The 13,364-nt window shown below is 38.3% G+C and carries 14 protein-coding genes and 1 pseudogene; 13 read left to right on the top strand and 2 right to left on the bottom strand.

The window, feature by feature from the left end; all coding sequences use genetic code 11:
• Genes fmt through spoVM form a run of 9 tightly spaced genes read left to right on the top strand, consistent with a single transcriptional unit; the run spans position 1 to position 8,517 of the window.
• The gene (gene fmt / locus ACOMCU_RS04500; protein ID WP_010858386.1) at positions 1–942 is read left to right on the top strand and encodes a methionyl-tRNA formyltransferase; all 942 of its coding nucleotides are present in this window, start codon (positions 1–3) and stop codon (positions 940–942) included.
• Positions 939–2,300, top strand: coding sequence for a 16S rRNA (cytosine(967)-C(5))-methyltransferase RsmB (gene rsmB, locus ACOMCU_RS04505; RefSeq protein WP_010858387.1), 1,362 nt, complete (start codon positions 939–941; stop codon positions 2,298–2,300). Before fmt ends, rsmB begins: the two co-directional genes overlap by 4 nt.
• Positions 2,300–3,442: a 23S rRNA (adenine(2503)-C(2))-methyltransferase RlmN gene (gene rlmN, locus ACOMCU_RS04510; protein ID WP_010858388.1), complete on the top strand. Its 1,143-nt coding sequence runs from the start codon at positions 2,300–2,302 to the stop codon at positions 3,440–3,442. The genes rsmB and rlmN overlap by 1 nt, the downstream gene beginning before the upstream one ends.
• A 6-nt stretch (positions 3,443–3,448) precedes the next feature.
• A complete protein-coding gene (locus ACOMCU_RS04515) occupies positions 3,449–4,198 on the top strand; it encodes a Stp1/IreP family PP2C-type Ser/Thr phosphatase (protein ID WP_421049592.1) in 750 nt (249 codons plus the stop codon).
• Positions 4,199–4,200: 2 nt separating this feature from the next.
• On the top strand, positions 4,201–6,180 hold the full coding sequence (gene pknB / locus ACOMCU_RS04520) for a Stk1 family PASTA domain-containing Ser/Thr kinase (protein WP_421049536.1): 1,980 nt from the start codon (positions 4,201–4,203) through the stop codon (positions 6,178–6,180).
• 11 nt (positions 6,181–6,191) lie between these two features.
• Positions 6,192–7,076: a ribosome small subunit-dependent GTPase A gene (gene rsgA, locus ACOMCU_RS04525; protein ID WP_010858391.1), complete on the top strand. Its 885-nt coding sequence runs from the start codon at positions 6,192–6,194 to the stop codon at positions 7,074–7,076.
• A gap of 2 nt (positions 7,077–7,078) precedes the next feature.
• Positions 7,079–7,747, top strand: coding sequence for a ribulose-phosphate 3-epimerase (gene rpe / locus ACOMCU_RS04530; protein WP_010858392.1), 669 nt, complete (start codon positions 7,079–7,081; stop codon positions 7,745–7,747).
• A complete protein-coding gene (locus ACOMCU_RS04535; RefSeq protein WP_421049537.1) occupies positions 7,744–8,397 on the top strand; it encodes a thiamine diphosphokinase in 654 nt (217 codons plus the stop codon). Before rpe ends, ACOMCU_RS04535 begins: the two co-directional genes overlap by 4 nt.
• Positions 8,398–8,409: 12 nt before the next feature.
• A complete protein-coding gene (spoVM, locus tag ACOMCU_RS04540; RefSeq protein WP_230491827.1) occupies positions 8,410–8,517 on the top strand; it encodes a stage V sporulation protein SpoVM in 108 nt (35 codons plus the stop codon).
• Positions 8,518–8,635: 118 nt separating this feature from the next.
• Here spoVM and rpmB read toward each other — a convergent pair whose 3' ends face one another.
• On the bottom strand, positions 8,636–8,824 hold the full coding sequence (rpmB, locus tag ACOMCU_RS04545) for a 50S ribosomal protein L28 (protein WP_004227417.1): 189 nt from the start codon (positions 8,822–8,824) through the stop codon (positions 8,636–8,638).
• Between the two features lie 399 nt (positions 8,825–9,223).
• Here rpmB and ACOMCU_RS04550 point away from each other — a divergent pair, with 399 nt between their 5' ends.
• Positions 9,224–9,553 (top strand): helix-turn-helix domain-containing protein, encoded by a 330-nt coding sequence (locus ACOMCU_RS04550; RefSeq protein WP_421049538.1) that lies wholly within the window; start codon positions 9,224–9,226, stop codon positions 9,551–9,553.
• A gap of 185 nt (positions 9,554–9,738) precedes the next feature.
• Positions 9,739–10,306 (top strand): annotated as a pseudogene (locus ACOMCU_RS04555) (GNAT family N-acetyltransferase).
• A 443-nt stretch (positions 10,307–10,749) separates the two neighbouring features.
• Here the strand turns inward: ACOMCU_RS04555 and ACOMCU_RS04560 are convergent.
• On the bottom strand, positions 10,750–11,490 hold the full coding sequence (locus tag ACOMCU_RS04560) for an IclR family transcriptional regulator (protein WP_010858395.1): 741 nt from the start codon (positions 11,488–11,490) through the stop codon (positions 10,750–10,752).
• A 218-nt stretch (positions 11,491–11,708) separates the two neighbouring features.
• Here ACOMCU_RS04560 and ACOMCU_RS04565 point away from each other — a divergent pair, with 218 nt between their 5' ends.
• Both ACOMCU_RS04565 and ACOMCU_RS04570 read left to right on the top strand, forming a co-directional pair.
• Positions 11,709–12,581, top strand: a complete 873-nt coding sequence (locus ACOMCU_RS04565; protein ID WP_421049539.1) for a dimethylarginine dimethylaminohydrolase family protein — start codon at positions 11,709–11,711, stop codon at positions 12,579–12,581.
• Positions 12,582–12,599: 18 nt separating this feature from the next.
• Positions 12,600–13,361 carry a dimethylarginine dimethylaminohydrolase family protein gene (locus ACOMCU_RS04570; protein WP_421049540.1) on the top strand — a complete coding sequence of 254 codons (762 nt, stop codon included), beginning with the start codon at positions 12,600–12,602 and terminating at the stop codon, positions 13,359–13,361.
• The last annotated feature ends 3 nt before the right edge of the window (positions 13,362–13,364 follow it).

The raw sequence follows: 13,364 nt of genomic DNA on the forward strand, positions 1-13,364 counted from the left end.
ATGACGTCAATAGTATTTATGGGGACGCCCGATTTCTCCGCACCAATATTACGTATGCTACACGATGAGGGCTACGATATTAAGGCAGTCGTCACACAACCAGACCGTCCAGTTGGGCGTAAACGTGTTCTAACGCCAACCCCAGTGAAAGTTACAGCAGTAGAGTTAGGCTTACCTGTTATTCAACCTGAAAAACTACGCGACTCAGAAGAATTACAGCAAATACTCGATTTACAACCAGATTTAGTTGTAACGGCAGCGTTTGGACAAATTTTGCCGAAGAGTTTGCTAGAGGCGCCATCATTAGGTTGTATCAACGTCCATGCTTCTCTTTTGCCGAAATACCGTGGGGGTGCACCAATCCACCAAGCTATTATCGATGGTGAAAAAGAAACAGGTGTCACAATTATGTATATGGTAGAAAAACTTGATGCAGGTGATATAATTTCACAAAAGGCCATTCCAATTGAAGAGGATGACCATACAGGTGGATTTTTTGACAAGCTCAGCATTGTGGGAAGTGATTTATTAAAAGATACGCTTCCTTCTATTATAAATGGTTCAAATACTCGTACTGTACAAGACGAGGCGCAGGTAACATTTGCAAGAAATATCTCGCGCGAACAAGAGCGTATTGATTGGACAAAGGATGCAACGACTTTATACAATCAAGTACGAGGTCTTCACCCGTGGCCAGTTGCTTATACAACATTTGAAGAAGGTAACTATAAAATTTGGTGGGCACAGGTAGGTAAAACAAAGCATGATACTACACCTGGTACGGTCGTAGCTATTGCAAAGGACCATTTTGAAGTTGCGGCTGGAGACGGAACAACTCTTGCACTTTATGATGTACAACCAGCTGGTAAAAAACGCATGACTGCTGAGGAATATTTGCGTGGTACCGGTTCAAAATTACAGATCGGGGACCAGTTTGAATGAGTAAAAAAAGTGTAGTTATTTGGGATGGCAATGTGCGGGATGCAGCACTTTCTATTCTATTAGCAGTTGATAAAAACCAAGCATATAGTAATTTACTTTTACATGAAACGATTAAACGACATAAAATTGAAACAAAGGACCGTGCACTCTTAACAGAACTAACGTATGGGACGCTTCAATATAAAATGACGCTCGACTTCTATTTAGAGCCATTTATTCGAGGTAAAGTAGATCATTGGGTACGATGGCTATTACGCTTATCTTTATACCAAATGCATTATTTAACACGTATTCCACCACACGCAGCAGTCAATGAAGCGGTAGAAATTGCAAAACGCCGTGGACACCAAGGAATCGCTTCTACGGTCAACGGTATTTTACGTTCTATATTACGTCAAGGTGTCCGCTCTACAGCTGAAATTAAAGACCCGATTGAGCGTCTTGCAATCGAAACAAGTCATCCACATTGGCTAGTAGAGCGTTTTGTCGAGAATTACGGTATGGAAGTAGCTACAGAAATGCTACATGAAAATAATGTGCCTCCTGTTCAAACGGTTCGTGTGAATAGGACAAAAGCGACGATCGACCAAGCAATTGTAAGCTTAGAAGCGGAAGGTTTAACTGCAAAGCAAAGCGACATGATGCCAGAATGCTTACATGTGACAAATGGTCAGCCTGCCCGTACGCAAACATTTAAAGACGGACTTATCACAATCCAAGATGAAAGCTCAATGATACCAGCGAATGTGTTAAACCCAACGGCAGGCATGCGCATTTTAGATATGTGTGCAGCACCTGGTGGAAAAACGTCACATTTAGCCGAAAAGATGAATAATGAAGGGTCCATTTTAGCAACTGACCTTCATCCACATAAATTAGATTTAATTGACCATAATACAGAACGTCTAGGCCTCGATATTGTAGAGACTGCACCGATTGACGGGCGTAAAGCACCAGATTTTTTACAACTGGCATCATTTGACGCGGTTTTAGTCGATGCACCTTGCAGTGGTTTAGGTGTTATGCGCCGCAAGCCAGATATTAAATATACGAAGCGTGAAGAAGATTTAGAAAATCTGCAAAAAATCCAATTAGCGCTTTTGGATGCAGCGACAAAAGTATTAAAGCAAGACGGGAAACTTGTATACAGTACATGCACCGTCGACAAACAAGAAAACGAAGGCACAGTACATGCCTTTTTGAGAGAGCACCCAGAAATGGAAGCTATACAACTAGAATCTTTACCAACAAAATTAGCGGAAAAGCAGGCTAATGGCATGCTTCAAGTCTTCCCGCAAGACTTTGGCAGTGACGGTTTCTTCGTCGCCGCCTTTCGTAAAAAAGGAGAATCCCAGTAATGCTGGATCAAGAGAAATTTAATGAGCGTATTAGCGACTTAGTTGAAGAAGCAGAAGATAAGCCTGTTCGACGCCCGAAAAAAGAAAAGCCAAATTTAAAAGAATCGGTCTATTCCTTACAATTGATGCAGCTAGAAGAATGGCTTAAGGACAATGGAGAAAAACCATTCCGTGGAGCACAAATTTTCGATTGGTTATACAATAAACGTGTTAAAACTTTTGAAGAAATGTCTAACCTATCAAAAGGATTACGTGAAAAGCTAGAGGCAAGTTTTTCCTTAACTACATTGTCAACAATTATTCAGCAAGAATCAAAAGATGGTACCATTAAGTTTTTATTTCAATTACAAGATGGCTATTCAATTGAAACGGTATTAATGCGTCATGAATATGGCAATTCAGTTTGTGTGACAACGCAGGTAGGTTGTCGTATTGGTTGTACGTTCTGTGCGTCTACGTTAGGTGGACTAAAGCGTCATTTATTAGCAGGTGAAATTGTTGAGCAGGTCGTTAAAGTACAACAAACGTTAGATGAAGTCGGTGAACGTGTAAGTCATATCGTCATTATGGGTATCGGTGAACCATTCGATAATTATGATGCGATGATGAACTTCTTAAAAGTCATTAACCATGAAAAAAGCTTAAATATCGGTGCTCGCCACATTACAGTATCGACATCAGGTATCGTGCCGAAAATTTATCAATTTGCGGATGAGCAATTACAAATTAACTTTGCTGTATCGCTTCACGCACCAAACCAAGAAGCACGTCAAAAGTTGATGCCGATAGCACGTGCTTATAAATTAGAAGAATTAATGGAAGCTGTTCGCTACTATACAAAGAAAACAGGTCGCCGTGTTAGTTTTGAGTATGGTTTAATGTCTGGTGAAAATGACTCAGTTGAAATTGCCGAAGAATTATCTACACTAATAAAAGGAATTAAATGCCATGTGAACCTAATTCCTGTAAACTATGTACCAGAACGTGATTATGTTCGTACGTCCCGTAGTCAAATTTTTGCTTTTGAAAAAACATTGAAGAAGAATGGTATTAACGTAACGATCCGCCGAGAGCAAGGTTCTGATATAGCAGCTGCGTGTGGCCAATTACGTGCGCAAGAGAGATCTGAAGAGACGAGGTGACCAGTGATGAAATACACAGTCGAAAGTGATATTGGTTTAAAACGATCAATTAATGAAGACCGTGCTGCATTTTTTAAACGTCCAGATGGGCTAGCACTAGCACTTGTAGCGGATGGCATGGGTGGTCATAATGCTGGCGATGTAGCGAGTGATATGGCAATGAAACAGATGGAAACCGTTTTTTTACAGGCAGAGTCACATCATTTTGCATCAACAACAACAAAAAGAGAATGGTTATTACAGACAGTTAAACTGTTAAATACAAATGTCTATGACTATTCTTTATCACACGAAGACTGTAAAGGAATGGGTACAACGTTTATTGCCGTGTTAATTGAAGGTTATCACTGCTTCATTGCACATGTTGGTGATAGTCGCGTGTATTATTTCTTTGATGATGGTGCACAACAAATAACAAGAGATCACTCATATGTTAATGTTTTGGTAGAAAATGGTGAAATAAGTGAAGAGGAAGCGAAGACGCATCCGAAGAAAAATTTCATTTTGAAAGCTGTTGGAACAGAGGAAACTATTGAGCCAGACTTTTATGAAGTAGATTTAGCACCAGAATCGTATTTACTCGTTTGCTCTGATGGTTTAAGTAATAAACTGTCAGTGTATGAAATGGCATCTATTATTACTTATCCACATTCAATGGTAGAAAAAGGACGAAAGCTTGTGGAACTAGCAAATGCTAGCGGAGGGGAAGACAATATCTCCCTCGTATTACTCACAAGGCAAGATGAGGAGGTGTAAGTATGCTTGTAGGAAAACGAATTAGTGATCGCTATAAAATTTTAGAACTCATTGGTGGCGGAGGCATGTCCAATGTGTATTTGGCTCATGATATGATTTTAAATCGTGATGTAGCGATTAAGGTGTTACGCTATGATTTTACCAATGAGGATGAATTACATCGACGTTTTCAGCGTGAGGCGCTTTCAGTTACAAGTCTTACACATCCGAATATTGTTAGTATTTATGATGTGGGTGATGATGGAGATCTGCATTATATAGTTATGGAGTATGTTCAAGGGAAGACTTTAAAGCAGTACATACAAGAATTTGCACCGATTTCTCCAGCTAGATGTGTGCATATTATGAAGGAACTGACGTCTGCCATTGCCAATGCCCATGAAAATCACATTATTCATCGTGATATTAAGCCACAAAACATCTTAATGGATGCTGAAGGTAATGTAAAAATAACGGATTTTGGAATAGCGATGACACTAAGTGCAACGTCATTTACACAAACAAATTCTGTGCTTGGAACCGTACATTATCTATCCCCAGAACAGGCACGTGGTGGCACAGCAACGAACAAATCAGACATTTATGCACTTGGAATTGTTTTATATGAATTATTAACTGGGGAATTGCCATTTTCAGGAGAATCAGCTGTTTCCATTGCCCTTAAGCATTTGCAAACAGAAACACCATCAGTCCGCGCTTTTGATGCTACAATTCCACAAAGTTTAGAAAATGTTGTATTGAAGGCTACTGCCAAAGATGCATCACATCGGTATGCAACTGTAGAAGAAATGCAGGAAGACTTAGAGACAGTTTTGACCCCAACAAGAGTCAATGAGCCAAAGTTTATGGCACCTATCGATAATGATATTACAAAGGCTATTCCGATTATAAAAGAACAATTTATTCGGAAAGACGAGGATTTAACAAAAACAAGGGCGATGGAGCCCATCACTCAAACGATACCAGTAGCAAAAAAGCCAGTTGAAAAAACAAAGCCTGTAAAGCCAAAGTCAAAGAAAAAGTGGCCGATTATTGTGGGCGGACTTTTATTGACAGTAGTTGTGATATTCCTATTCGCTTTATTCGCTACAGATTTATTTAGTCCGAAAAAAATAGCTGTACCTGATGTGGCGAATATGACCGTTGAAGAAGCGAAAAAGGAATTAGAAAAGCAAGGCTTCATTGTTGGTGAGCAACAGGAACGTCACTCAGAAGATATCGAAAAAGACAAAGTAATTGAAACAGATCCTGCAGAGGGCACACTGCGCGTGAAAGATACTGAAGTTGATTTAATCGTTAGTTTAGGTGTGGAAAAGTCACCAATGGATAATTATATAGGTCAAAAAATTGATCAAGTTCAATCTGTGTTAAAAGACAAATTTATGGGTGATGTGCGAGTAAATTATGTGCATTCATCTGAAGAAGCAGGCAGTATTATAGACCAGGATCCTGCGCCAAATACAGAAATTGTACCAAAAGAAACAAATGTTGTTTTTACCGTGAGTCAGGGTAAAAAACCAATTTCTGTTCGAAATGTAGTAGGATATTCGAAAACAGATTTAGATAACTATGTAAATTCTGAAGGCTTGAAGTGGCGAGTAGAGCGTGAGGATTATTCACCGACAATAGCAAAAGGACTTGTTATTTCACAAAAACCAGCAGCAGGTACCAACCTTGTAGAAGGTGATACAATTGCCGTTGTGTTAAGTAAAGGGCCTGAAGAGAAGCCTGTGAAGACTTTTGTGAAAACAGTGTTAATTCCATATGAGCCAACAGAAGAAGGTATGGAGCAGTTAATAAGAATCGAAATACAAGATAAAAATCATTCAATGGCAAAGCCTTTGGAGGAATTTTTTATTAACAGTGACAGGGAATACAAGATACAGCTTGTGATTGAGGAAGGCGAAGAAGCAGCGTATAAAATTCTTCGTGATTCCGCAATCATTGCTGAAGAAAAATTTAGCTATGATGATGTCAACTAAGGGGGAATTGGATGGCGCAAGGCCAAATTCGTAAAGCATTAAGTGGTTATTATTATGTATTCGATGGAAAACAACTTATTCAATGTCGCGGGCGAGGGGTGTTTCGAAACCGTGGGGAATCCCCACTCGTTGGTGATATGGTAGAGTACTCGTTAGAGACAGCAGGCTCGGATGGTACAATTCAAAAAATTATGGATCGACAAAATGAGCTTGTTCGCCCACCTATTGCAAATATTGACCAAGGAATTTTAGTGTTTTCTGTAAAAGAACCGAATTTTAATACAATATTGTTGGATCGTTTTCTAGTAGTTCTAGAGTCTTTCCATGTGCATCCGATTATTTGTCTAACAAAGATGGATTTGCTAGCAGAAAAAGATCGTGCGGAATTACAGGGATATATAGAAGATTACGAACGTATGGGTTATACAGTGCTACAAACTTACAAAGATGAGGAGGAATTAGTGGCACGTTTACAGCCTATTTTAAAGGGAAAAACATCTGTATTAGCAGGGCAATCGGGTGTGGGGAAATCTACTCTACTCAATACATTGATTCCAGAGTTGAATTTAAAAACAGGCATTATTTCGCAAAGCTTAGGACGTGGGAAGCATACAACGCGTCATGTTGAGCTAATAGAGGTGTGTGACGGTTTATTAGCGGATACACCTGGTTTTAGTTCCTTTGATTTTGATGACATTGATAAAGAAGAGTTAGGTGCATGTTTCCCGGAAATGGCTCGAATGGCAGACGACTGTAAATTTAGAGGCTGTCTCCATTTGAAAGAACCGAAATGTGCGGTTAAGACGGCAGTAGAAGCGGGAGAAATCCGTGACTATCGCTACAAACATTATGAACAATTTATGCAAGAAATTATGGATCGAAAGCCGAGGTATTAAGGATGATACAAATAGCACCATCAATTTTAGCAGCGAATTTTGCTAAATTAGGAGAAGAAGTAAAGGAAGTAGAACAAGCAGGTGCAAAGCTCATTCATATTGACGTTATGGACGGTCATTTTGTGCCGAATATTTCATTTGGTTCCATCGTGTTAGATGCAATTCGTCCTTTAACAGATTTACCACTCGATGTGCATTTAATGATTGAAAATCCAGATCAATATATTGAACAGTTTGCAAAAGCTGGGGCAGATTATATTACGGTGCACGTAGAAGCTTGTCGCCATCTACACCGTACAATTCAATTAATCCGTTCATGTGGTGTAAAGCCTGGTGTGGTGTTAAATCCTCATACACCAATTGAATCTATTCAACACATCTTAGAGGATATTGATATGGTGTTATTTATGACAGTAAATCCTGGTTTTGGTGGTCAAAAATTTATCCACTCTGTTGTGCCTAAAGTAGAAGCATTAGCTCATATTATTAAAGAGCGAAACCTAAACATTGCTATTGAAATAGATGGGGGCATTAATGCGGAAACCATTGTCCCTTGTGCAAAAGCAGGTGCAACAATTTTTGTAGCAGGTTCGGCCATTTATAGTAAAGAAGATCGTACAGCCGCATTGCAGGAAATATTAGCTGCAGGTGAAGCTGCGATGAAAAGATGACTACTGTTGTCGTTTGTGCTGGCGGTCCAATGGGGGAGCTTTGTTCCTTCGAACCGTATAAAGAACGTAAAGATGTATTATTTATTGGGGCAGACCGAGGTGCGCTGTATTTAATTGAGCAAGGAATTACCCCACATGCCATTGTTGGGGATTTTGATTCATTATCACAAGTGGAATTTAAACAGGTCATGGAGCATACAAATGATACACAGCGCTTCCATGAGGAAAAAAATGAAACAGATACTGATTTAGCTCTGTTAAAGGCCCTTACCTTTAGTCCGACAGATATTGTGTTAACAGGCGTTACGGGTGGACGTCTCGATCATTATGAGGCAGCCGTACGTTCAATTTATCGTATGCAAATACAACATCCTCAGGTCATACTGAAAATTATCAATCATGCCAATCTGTTGCAGTTCTTGGTGCCAGGCACGCACACAATTCTGGCAGATCAGCAGTATCGTTATTTGTCTTTTTTCGCACATGAGAAGCCAATTGAGAATGTGACATTAAGACATGTTAAATACGAAACAACGAATGAACAAATTTCACTCGGTACATCTCGTTTTACAAGTAATGAAATAATAGGCGCTTCAGGGTCTATATCTTTCTCACGAGGCATATGTTTAATGATAAGAAGCATAGATTAGTGCGAGGGGGAGATGGCTCTGAAAGTATATACGTTCCAACTACCGAAATTTGTGAGTAGCATCACGCGTACGTGCATCAACCTTTTTAAAAAAGACAAGAAAGTCAAAAAATCCGACTAATACTAGTCGGATTTTTACTGTTTTAAGCTATATAAACGATTGGTAGTTTGCCAAGAAAAAGAAGAAAGAAAAAAATCGATTTGCATCTAATGCGAAATCGATTTTTTATAAGCAACGATTATACGCGCTCAATTTTACCTGATTTTAATGCACGAGCAGAAACCCATACACGTTTTGGTTTACCGTCTACTAGGATACGAACTTTTTGAAGGTTAGCGCCCCAAGTACGTTTGTTAGCGTTCATAGCGTGGGAACGGTTGTTACCAGTACGAGCTTTACGTCCAGTGATTACACATTGTTTTGGCATGTTGTATTCCCTCCTTACAGTTGATGCTGAAAGATTATTATTTCAGTTCGGTATTTCACATACCATAATAATTTACCATACGAAGGCGCACAGTGCAACAGTTTTCACATAACCTTTCAAGAAAAAAACCTTTACAGGCAATTTTCTAGCTAGAATGTAAATATATTATTCTAAAAGTGTGGTAAGACAATCTAACCCCGATGCGAGCAGATAAAAAATGAGAGTAGGAAAACCATCTCGTCTAAATAGCTATTTACATATGTACAAGGGATATAAAGATGTTACTCGTTTTGCAGTAAGAGTACTTTCCGTTAAAGTACGCTTCGGTGTAGGGTAATAACTAAGACTTAGCGTTTTTCGAGTAGTCTATAGAATAGAAATTAGGAGTGGTGTTGAGAAATGGATTACTTTGAGCGAATACAAAAATTAATTGACTTCATCGATAAGAACCTACAAGAACAATTAGACATAACTGAAATTTCAGCAAAAGCTTATTTTTCAGCCTTTCACTTTCAGCGTCTTTTTCAAGCAATTACAGCATTTACTGTGCAACAATACATTAGAAACAGGAGACTTGCTGTTGCGGCAAGATTACTGAGAGAAACAACAAAAAACATTTTGGAAATTCTAGATTACAAAATGAACATTAAGGGAGATAGCAGTATGAACAGACCCGAAATAGTGTACCTAAAAACACGCTTATTATTGGGCAATATACGACAAATTTAAATAATGATAAGTGCTTCGAAGAAATTCCAAAATTTTATATAAGTTTTGGAAGAAATAAATTTTATTAGCACCCCAAGAAAATCGCGCCCAATATGTCATACGGTATTTCAAGTTACTTTCAAAATAACGGTGAATTTTCTTTTATAGTAGGTGAGGCGTTACGGAATAGTAAAGGAGACGAAAAAATGGATTCACAAAAAGTCTTTGCAAATTTTCCAGTTTTACAATCAGATCAGCTAGTATTAAAAAAAATCGAAGAAATACATTTACAGGACCTTTATGCAATTTACGATAATGATTATGTATTTCAATATTGCGGAATTACTGCTAAACATAACATCCAAACGGTCAGCAAAATGATTGGCCATTTCGAGAGAGATTATTAGAAAAAAGTAGAGTGAAGTGGGGAATTTTCAAAGGGGTCAGAATAATACACTGGTAGGAATAATAGAGTGTATGGATTTCAATCATAAGGTGAATATGGTGACAATTGATTACTTTTTAGCTGAGGATCATTGGGGAAAGGGAATGGCCACTGAAGCTGTTCGGATAGTAGTCAATTTTTTATTCGAAGAGGTGGGGATAAACAGAATTCAAGCTGAAGTCATACCTGCAAATGAAGTTTCCAAAAAGGTGCTGTTGAAAAATGGTTTTTTGAAAGAAGGATTATTAAGACAAGCTTCTGTATGGTCCGGTAAGGGGATAGTAGATTTAGAAATATACAGCATATTGAAAGAAGATTACACATCCTAATTAATGACAATGGTGCTGCTGCGAATATTTTATGCCTGTCGCAATAAAACGATTGAACGGGTTTTAGCCAATGTGAAGGAAAAGCATAGTAATAGCTAGTCACACAAAGTAATGCTTAAAGCGACACTGGCTATATAAATCAACTCAAGCTATTCAAAAATGACATGCCCAACCATGGGGATTATGTTCGAAATGAAAAAGAGTCGCTCTATCCGTGGAGTCGTTTTGAATGTAAAACTACAGAAAAAATTAAAGGTTTCGGGAATTGCTCGCATTCCCGAGACCTTTTGTCATCAAACTGCATCGATTCCGATTTAAGCGAGATTGAACTTTTAGAGGCAGTGAAAAATTAGCTAAATTGCATGAGTAAAGATTCTTACAGGTTTTGTATAGACGTATATATAGGAATCCACGTAGCCCGCTAAGCTGATCTTTAACATTGTTTACCTCGCACGGTAACCTAGTTTCATCGACACTCTCTTTCCAGTTTCCAGTAGATGTTCAGTAAGGAATTGTATATGTTCATCGGTCACGTTGAAGCTAACAAAGCCAATGCTTACAGCGCCTACTACTTCTCCGAATCCATTCAAAACTGCCACTGCGACAGAGGACGTTCCTGCTGTTCGCTCTCCATGACTTATTGAAAATCCTTGTTTCCTTATTTGTTCTAGCTGTGTATTAAAGTCAGCAATATCGTCATTAGGAACTAGCTGGCTAATAATTTCACTTGCTTGTGAAGTAGGCATAGAGGCCAAAATGGCTTTGTTTGCTGCACCAATATGCATAGGTATTCGAATACCAAGTTGGTCATAAATTCGAATTGGATTGGCTGCGCTGTCAATTCTTTCGATAATAATTGTATCTGTCCCCGCGGGCTTACTTAAATAAACGCTCTGTTCTACCTCTCGTGCTAAACGTTCTAATTCTGGTCTTATTTTGCTGATATAGTCCATCGTATCATATACTTGTAAACCAAATTCCATCCATATTGTACCGAGACGATAGTGTTTAGTTTGTTCGTCTTGTTCAATCATGCCCTGTTGAATCATTGCTTTTAAAATTCTATGTAATGTACTAAGAGGTAAATCGACTTTAGTTGCAAGCTCAGATATGGACAGACTGTTTTCAGTTGTTTCAGAAGCTAAAACCTTAGCAATGGTCATTGCCCGTTCTAATAATTGCATATGTTGTACCACCTCCTCTACTTCTATTTTATTTTTATTCTCTAGCCACGTCTAGTTACATAATAGTGGAGCTTCTTTATATAATATTCTCCTAAAATAATAGAATATAAAAATTTTTCTAAATATATTGACAGTATAACATAAAACGCATATATTTTTCATATAAACTTTCCTCTAAACGGAAACGTTTTCCACTATACGGAAAAGGGGTGAAGGGAATGCATTATTGTTCTTCAATGTATGCACCTTTAAAACGCGTTATTGTAAAACATCCAAAAGAGGCTTTTAAAAGCCAAGAGTATCTTAGTGGTGAATGGAAAACATTCAACTACATATCAGAGCCTAATTTTAACGAGGCTTTAAGTGAATATGCAGAGTTCATTGCAATTCTCGAAAAATATGTTGAAAAAATTGATTATTTACCAGTTTCAAATGATGTAGGGTTGGACTCGCTATACGCACATGATCCTGTGAAATTCACACCACATGGTGCCATCATTTTGAAATCTGGTAAACAATTAAGACAATCAGAAGCGACTGTTTATAAAGCCTTCTTAGAAGAACAGGGTATCCCTGTTGTCGGAGAATTAACAGGAGAAGCAGTTTCGGATGGTGGGGATATTGTCTGGCTTGATGACCGGACACTTGTTGTAGGACGTGGCTATCGCACGAATGAAGAAGCTATCCGTCAATTAAAAGAAATTACGGCTGATTTTGTTGATGAATTTATTGTAGTGCAGCTTCCACATGATTTAGGTGAAGCCGAATGTTTACATTTGATGTCCTTTATCAGTATGGTGGACAAGGATTTGGCTGTCGTACATTCAAGGTTAATGCCAGTATTTTTCCGTCAGCTTATCTTTAATAAAGGAATTCAACTCATTGAAGTACCCAAAGAGGAATATGACAATTTAGGCTGTAATGTGTTAGCACTTGCTCCAAGAGTTTGCGTCATTCCAAATGGAAACCCTTACACAAAACAACAATTATTAGATGCAGGCGCTACAGTTTATGAATATAAGGCTGAAGAAATTTCGGTTAAAGGAACAGGTGGACCAACTTGTCTAACTTGTCCAGTAATTAGAGGATGAAAAAGGAGACTATATATTATGTTTAAAAATGTCATTGTAAAAACACCAGGAAATAGTTATATCAACGGTTTAACAACTAGTGATCTTGGAAAGCCATTCTTAGAGAAATTATTTGAACAGCATGAAAAATATATAGAAGCTTTACAAAAATGTGGGGTAGCTGTAACGCAACTTCCAGCCAATGAAGCATTCCCTGATTCTACTTTTGTAGAGGATACAGCGGTATTAACGTCTGAATTCGCTATTATTTCTAATCCAGGTGCGGATGCTCGCAATCGAGAAATTGAGGAGATAGAACCCGCAGTGAAAAAGTTTTATAACAAATTGTACTATATCGAAGCGCCGGGTACACTCGATGGTGGAGACGTATTGCAAGCAGAAAAGAAATTTTATGTAGGTATTTCAGAACGTACCAATGAAGAAGGAGCACGTCAATTCAAGGAAATCGTTGAAAAAGAAGGCTATGAAGCAACGATTCTTCCTTTAAAAGAATTCTTCCATTTAAAAACAGGTATCGCCTACGTTGGTGAAAATCGTATGGTGCTTGCTGGCGAGTTTGTCGATCATCCAGCATTCGAATCGTATGAAAAAATTGTGATTCCTAAAGAAGATGAGTATTCAGCAAACTGTATTCAAGTGAACGATTATGTTATTCTTCCAGCTGGCTATCCAAATACGAATCGTAAGCTGAATGAATTAGGCTATAAAACAATTGAACTTGACATGTCTGAGTTCAGAAAACACGATGGCGGATTAAGCTGCTTATCATTACGTTTTTAATTT

Source organism: Lysinibacillus sp. UGB7 (genome assembly GCF_049058285.1).
GTDB lineage: Bacteria > Bacillota > Bacilli > Bacillales_A > Planococcaceae > Lysinibacillus > Lysinibacillus sphaericus_B.

Bases quoted from the DNA above. Each gene is read 5' to 3' on its own strand.
- fmt (WP_010858386.1), top strand. From the start codon at position 1: ATGACGTCAATAGTATTTATGGGGACGCCCGATTTCTCCGCACCAATA.
- rsmB (WP_010858387.1), top strand. From the start codon at position 939: ATGAGTAAAAAAAGTGTAGTTATTTGGGATGGCAATGTGCGGGATGCA.
- rlmN (WP_010858388.1), top strand. From the start codon at position 2,300: ATGCTGGATCAAGAGAAATTTAATGAGCGTATTAGCGACTTAGTTGAA.
- ACOMCU_RS04515 (WP_421049592.1), top strand. From the start codon at position 3,449: ATGAAATACACAGTCGAAAGTGATATTGGTTTAAAACGATCAATTAAT.
- pknB (WP_421049536.1), top strand. From the start codon at position 4,201: ATGCTTGTAGGAAAACGAATTAGTGATCGCTATAAAATTTTAGAACTC.
- rsgA (WP_010858391.1), top strand. From the start codon at position 6,192: ATGGCGCAAGGCCAAATTCGTAAAGCATTAAGTGGTTATTATTATGTA.
- rpe (WP_010858392.1), top strand. From the start codon at position 7,079: ATGATACAAATAGCACCATCAATTTTAGCAGCGAATTTTGCTAAATTA.
- ACOMCU_RS04535 (WP_421049537.1), top strand. From the start codon at position 7,744: ATGACTACTGTTGTCGTTTGTGCTGGCGGTCCAATGGGGGAGCTTTGT.
- spoVM (WP_230491827.1), top strand. From the start codon at position 8,410: ATGGCTCTGAAAGTATATACGTTCCAACTACCGAAATTTGTGAGTAGC.
- rpmB (WP_004227417.1), bottom strand. From the start codon at position 8,824: ATGCCAAAACAATGTGTAATCACTGGACGTAAAGCTCGTACTGGTAAC.
- ACOMCU_RS04550 (WP_421049538.1), top strand. From the start codon at position 9,224: ATGGATTACTTTGAGCGAATACAAAAATTAATTGACTTCATCGATAAG.
- ACOMCU_RS04560 (WP_010858395.1), bottom strand. From the start codon at position 11,490: ATGCAATTATTAGAACGGGCAATGACCATTGCTAAGGTTTTAGCTTCT.
- ACOMCU_RS04565 (WP_421049539.1), top strand. From the start codon at position 11,709: ATGCATTATTGTTCTTCAATGTATGCACCTTTAAAACGCGTTATTGTA.
- ACOMCU_RS04570 (WP_421049540.1), top strand. From the start codon at position 12,600: ATGTTTAAAAATGTCATTGTAAAAACACCAGGAAATAGTTATATCAAC.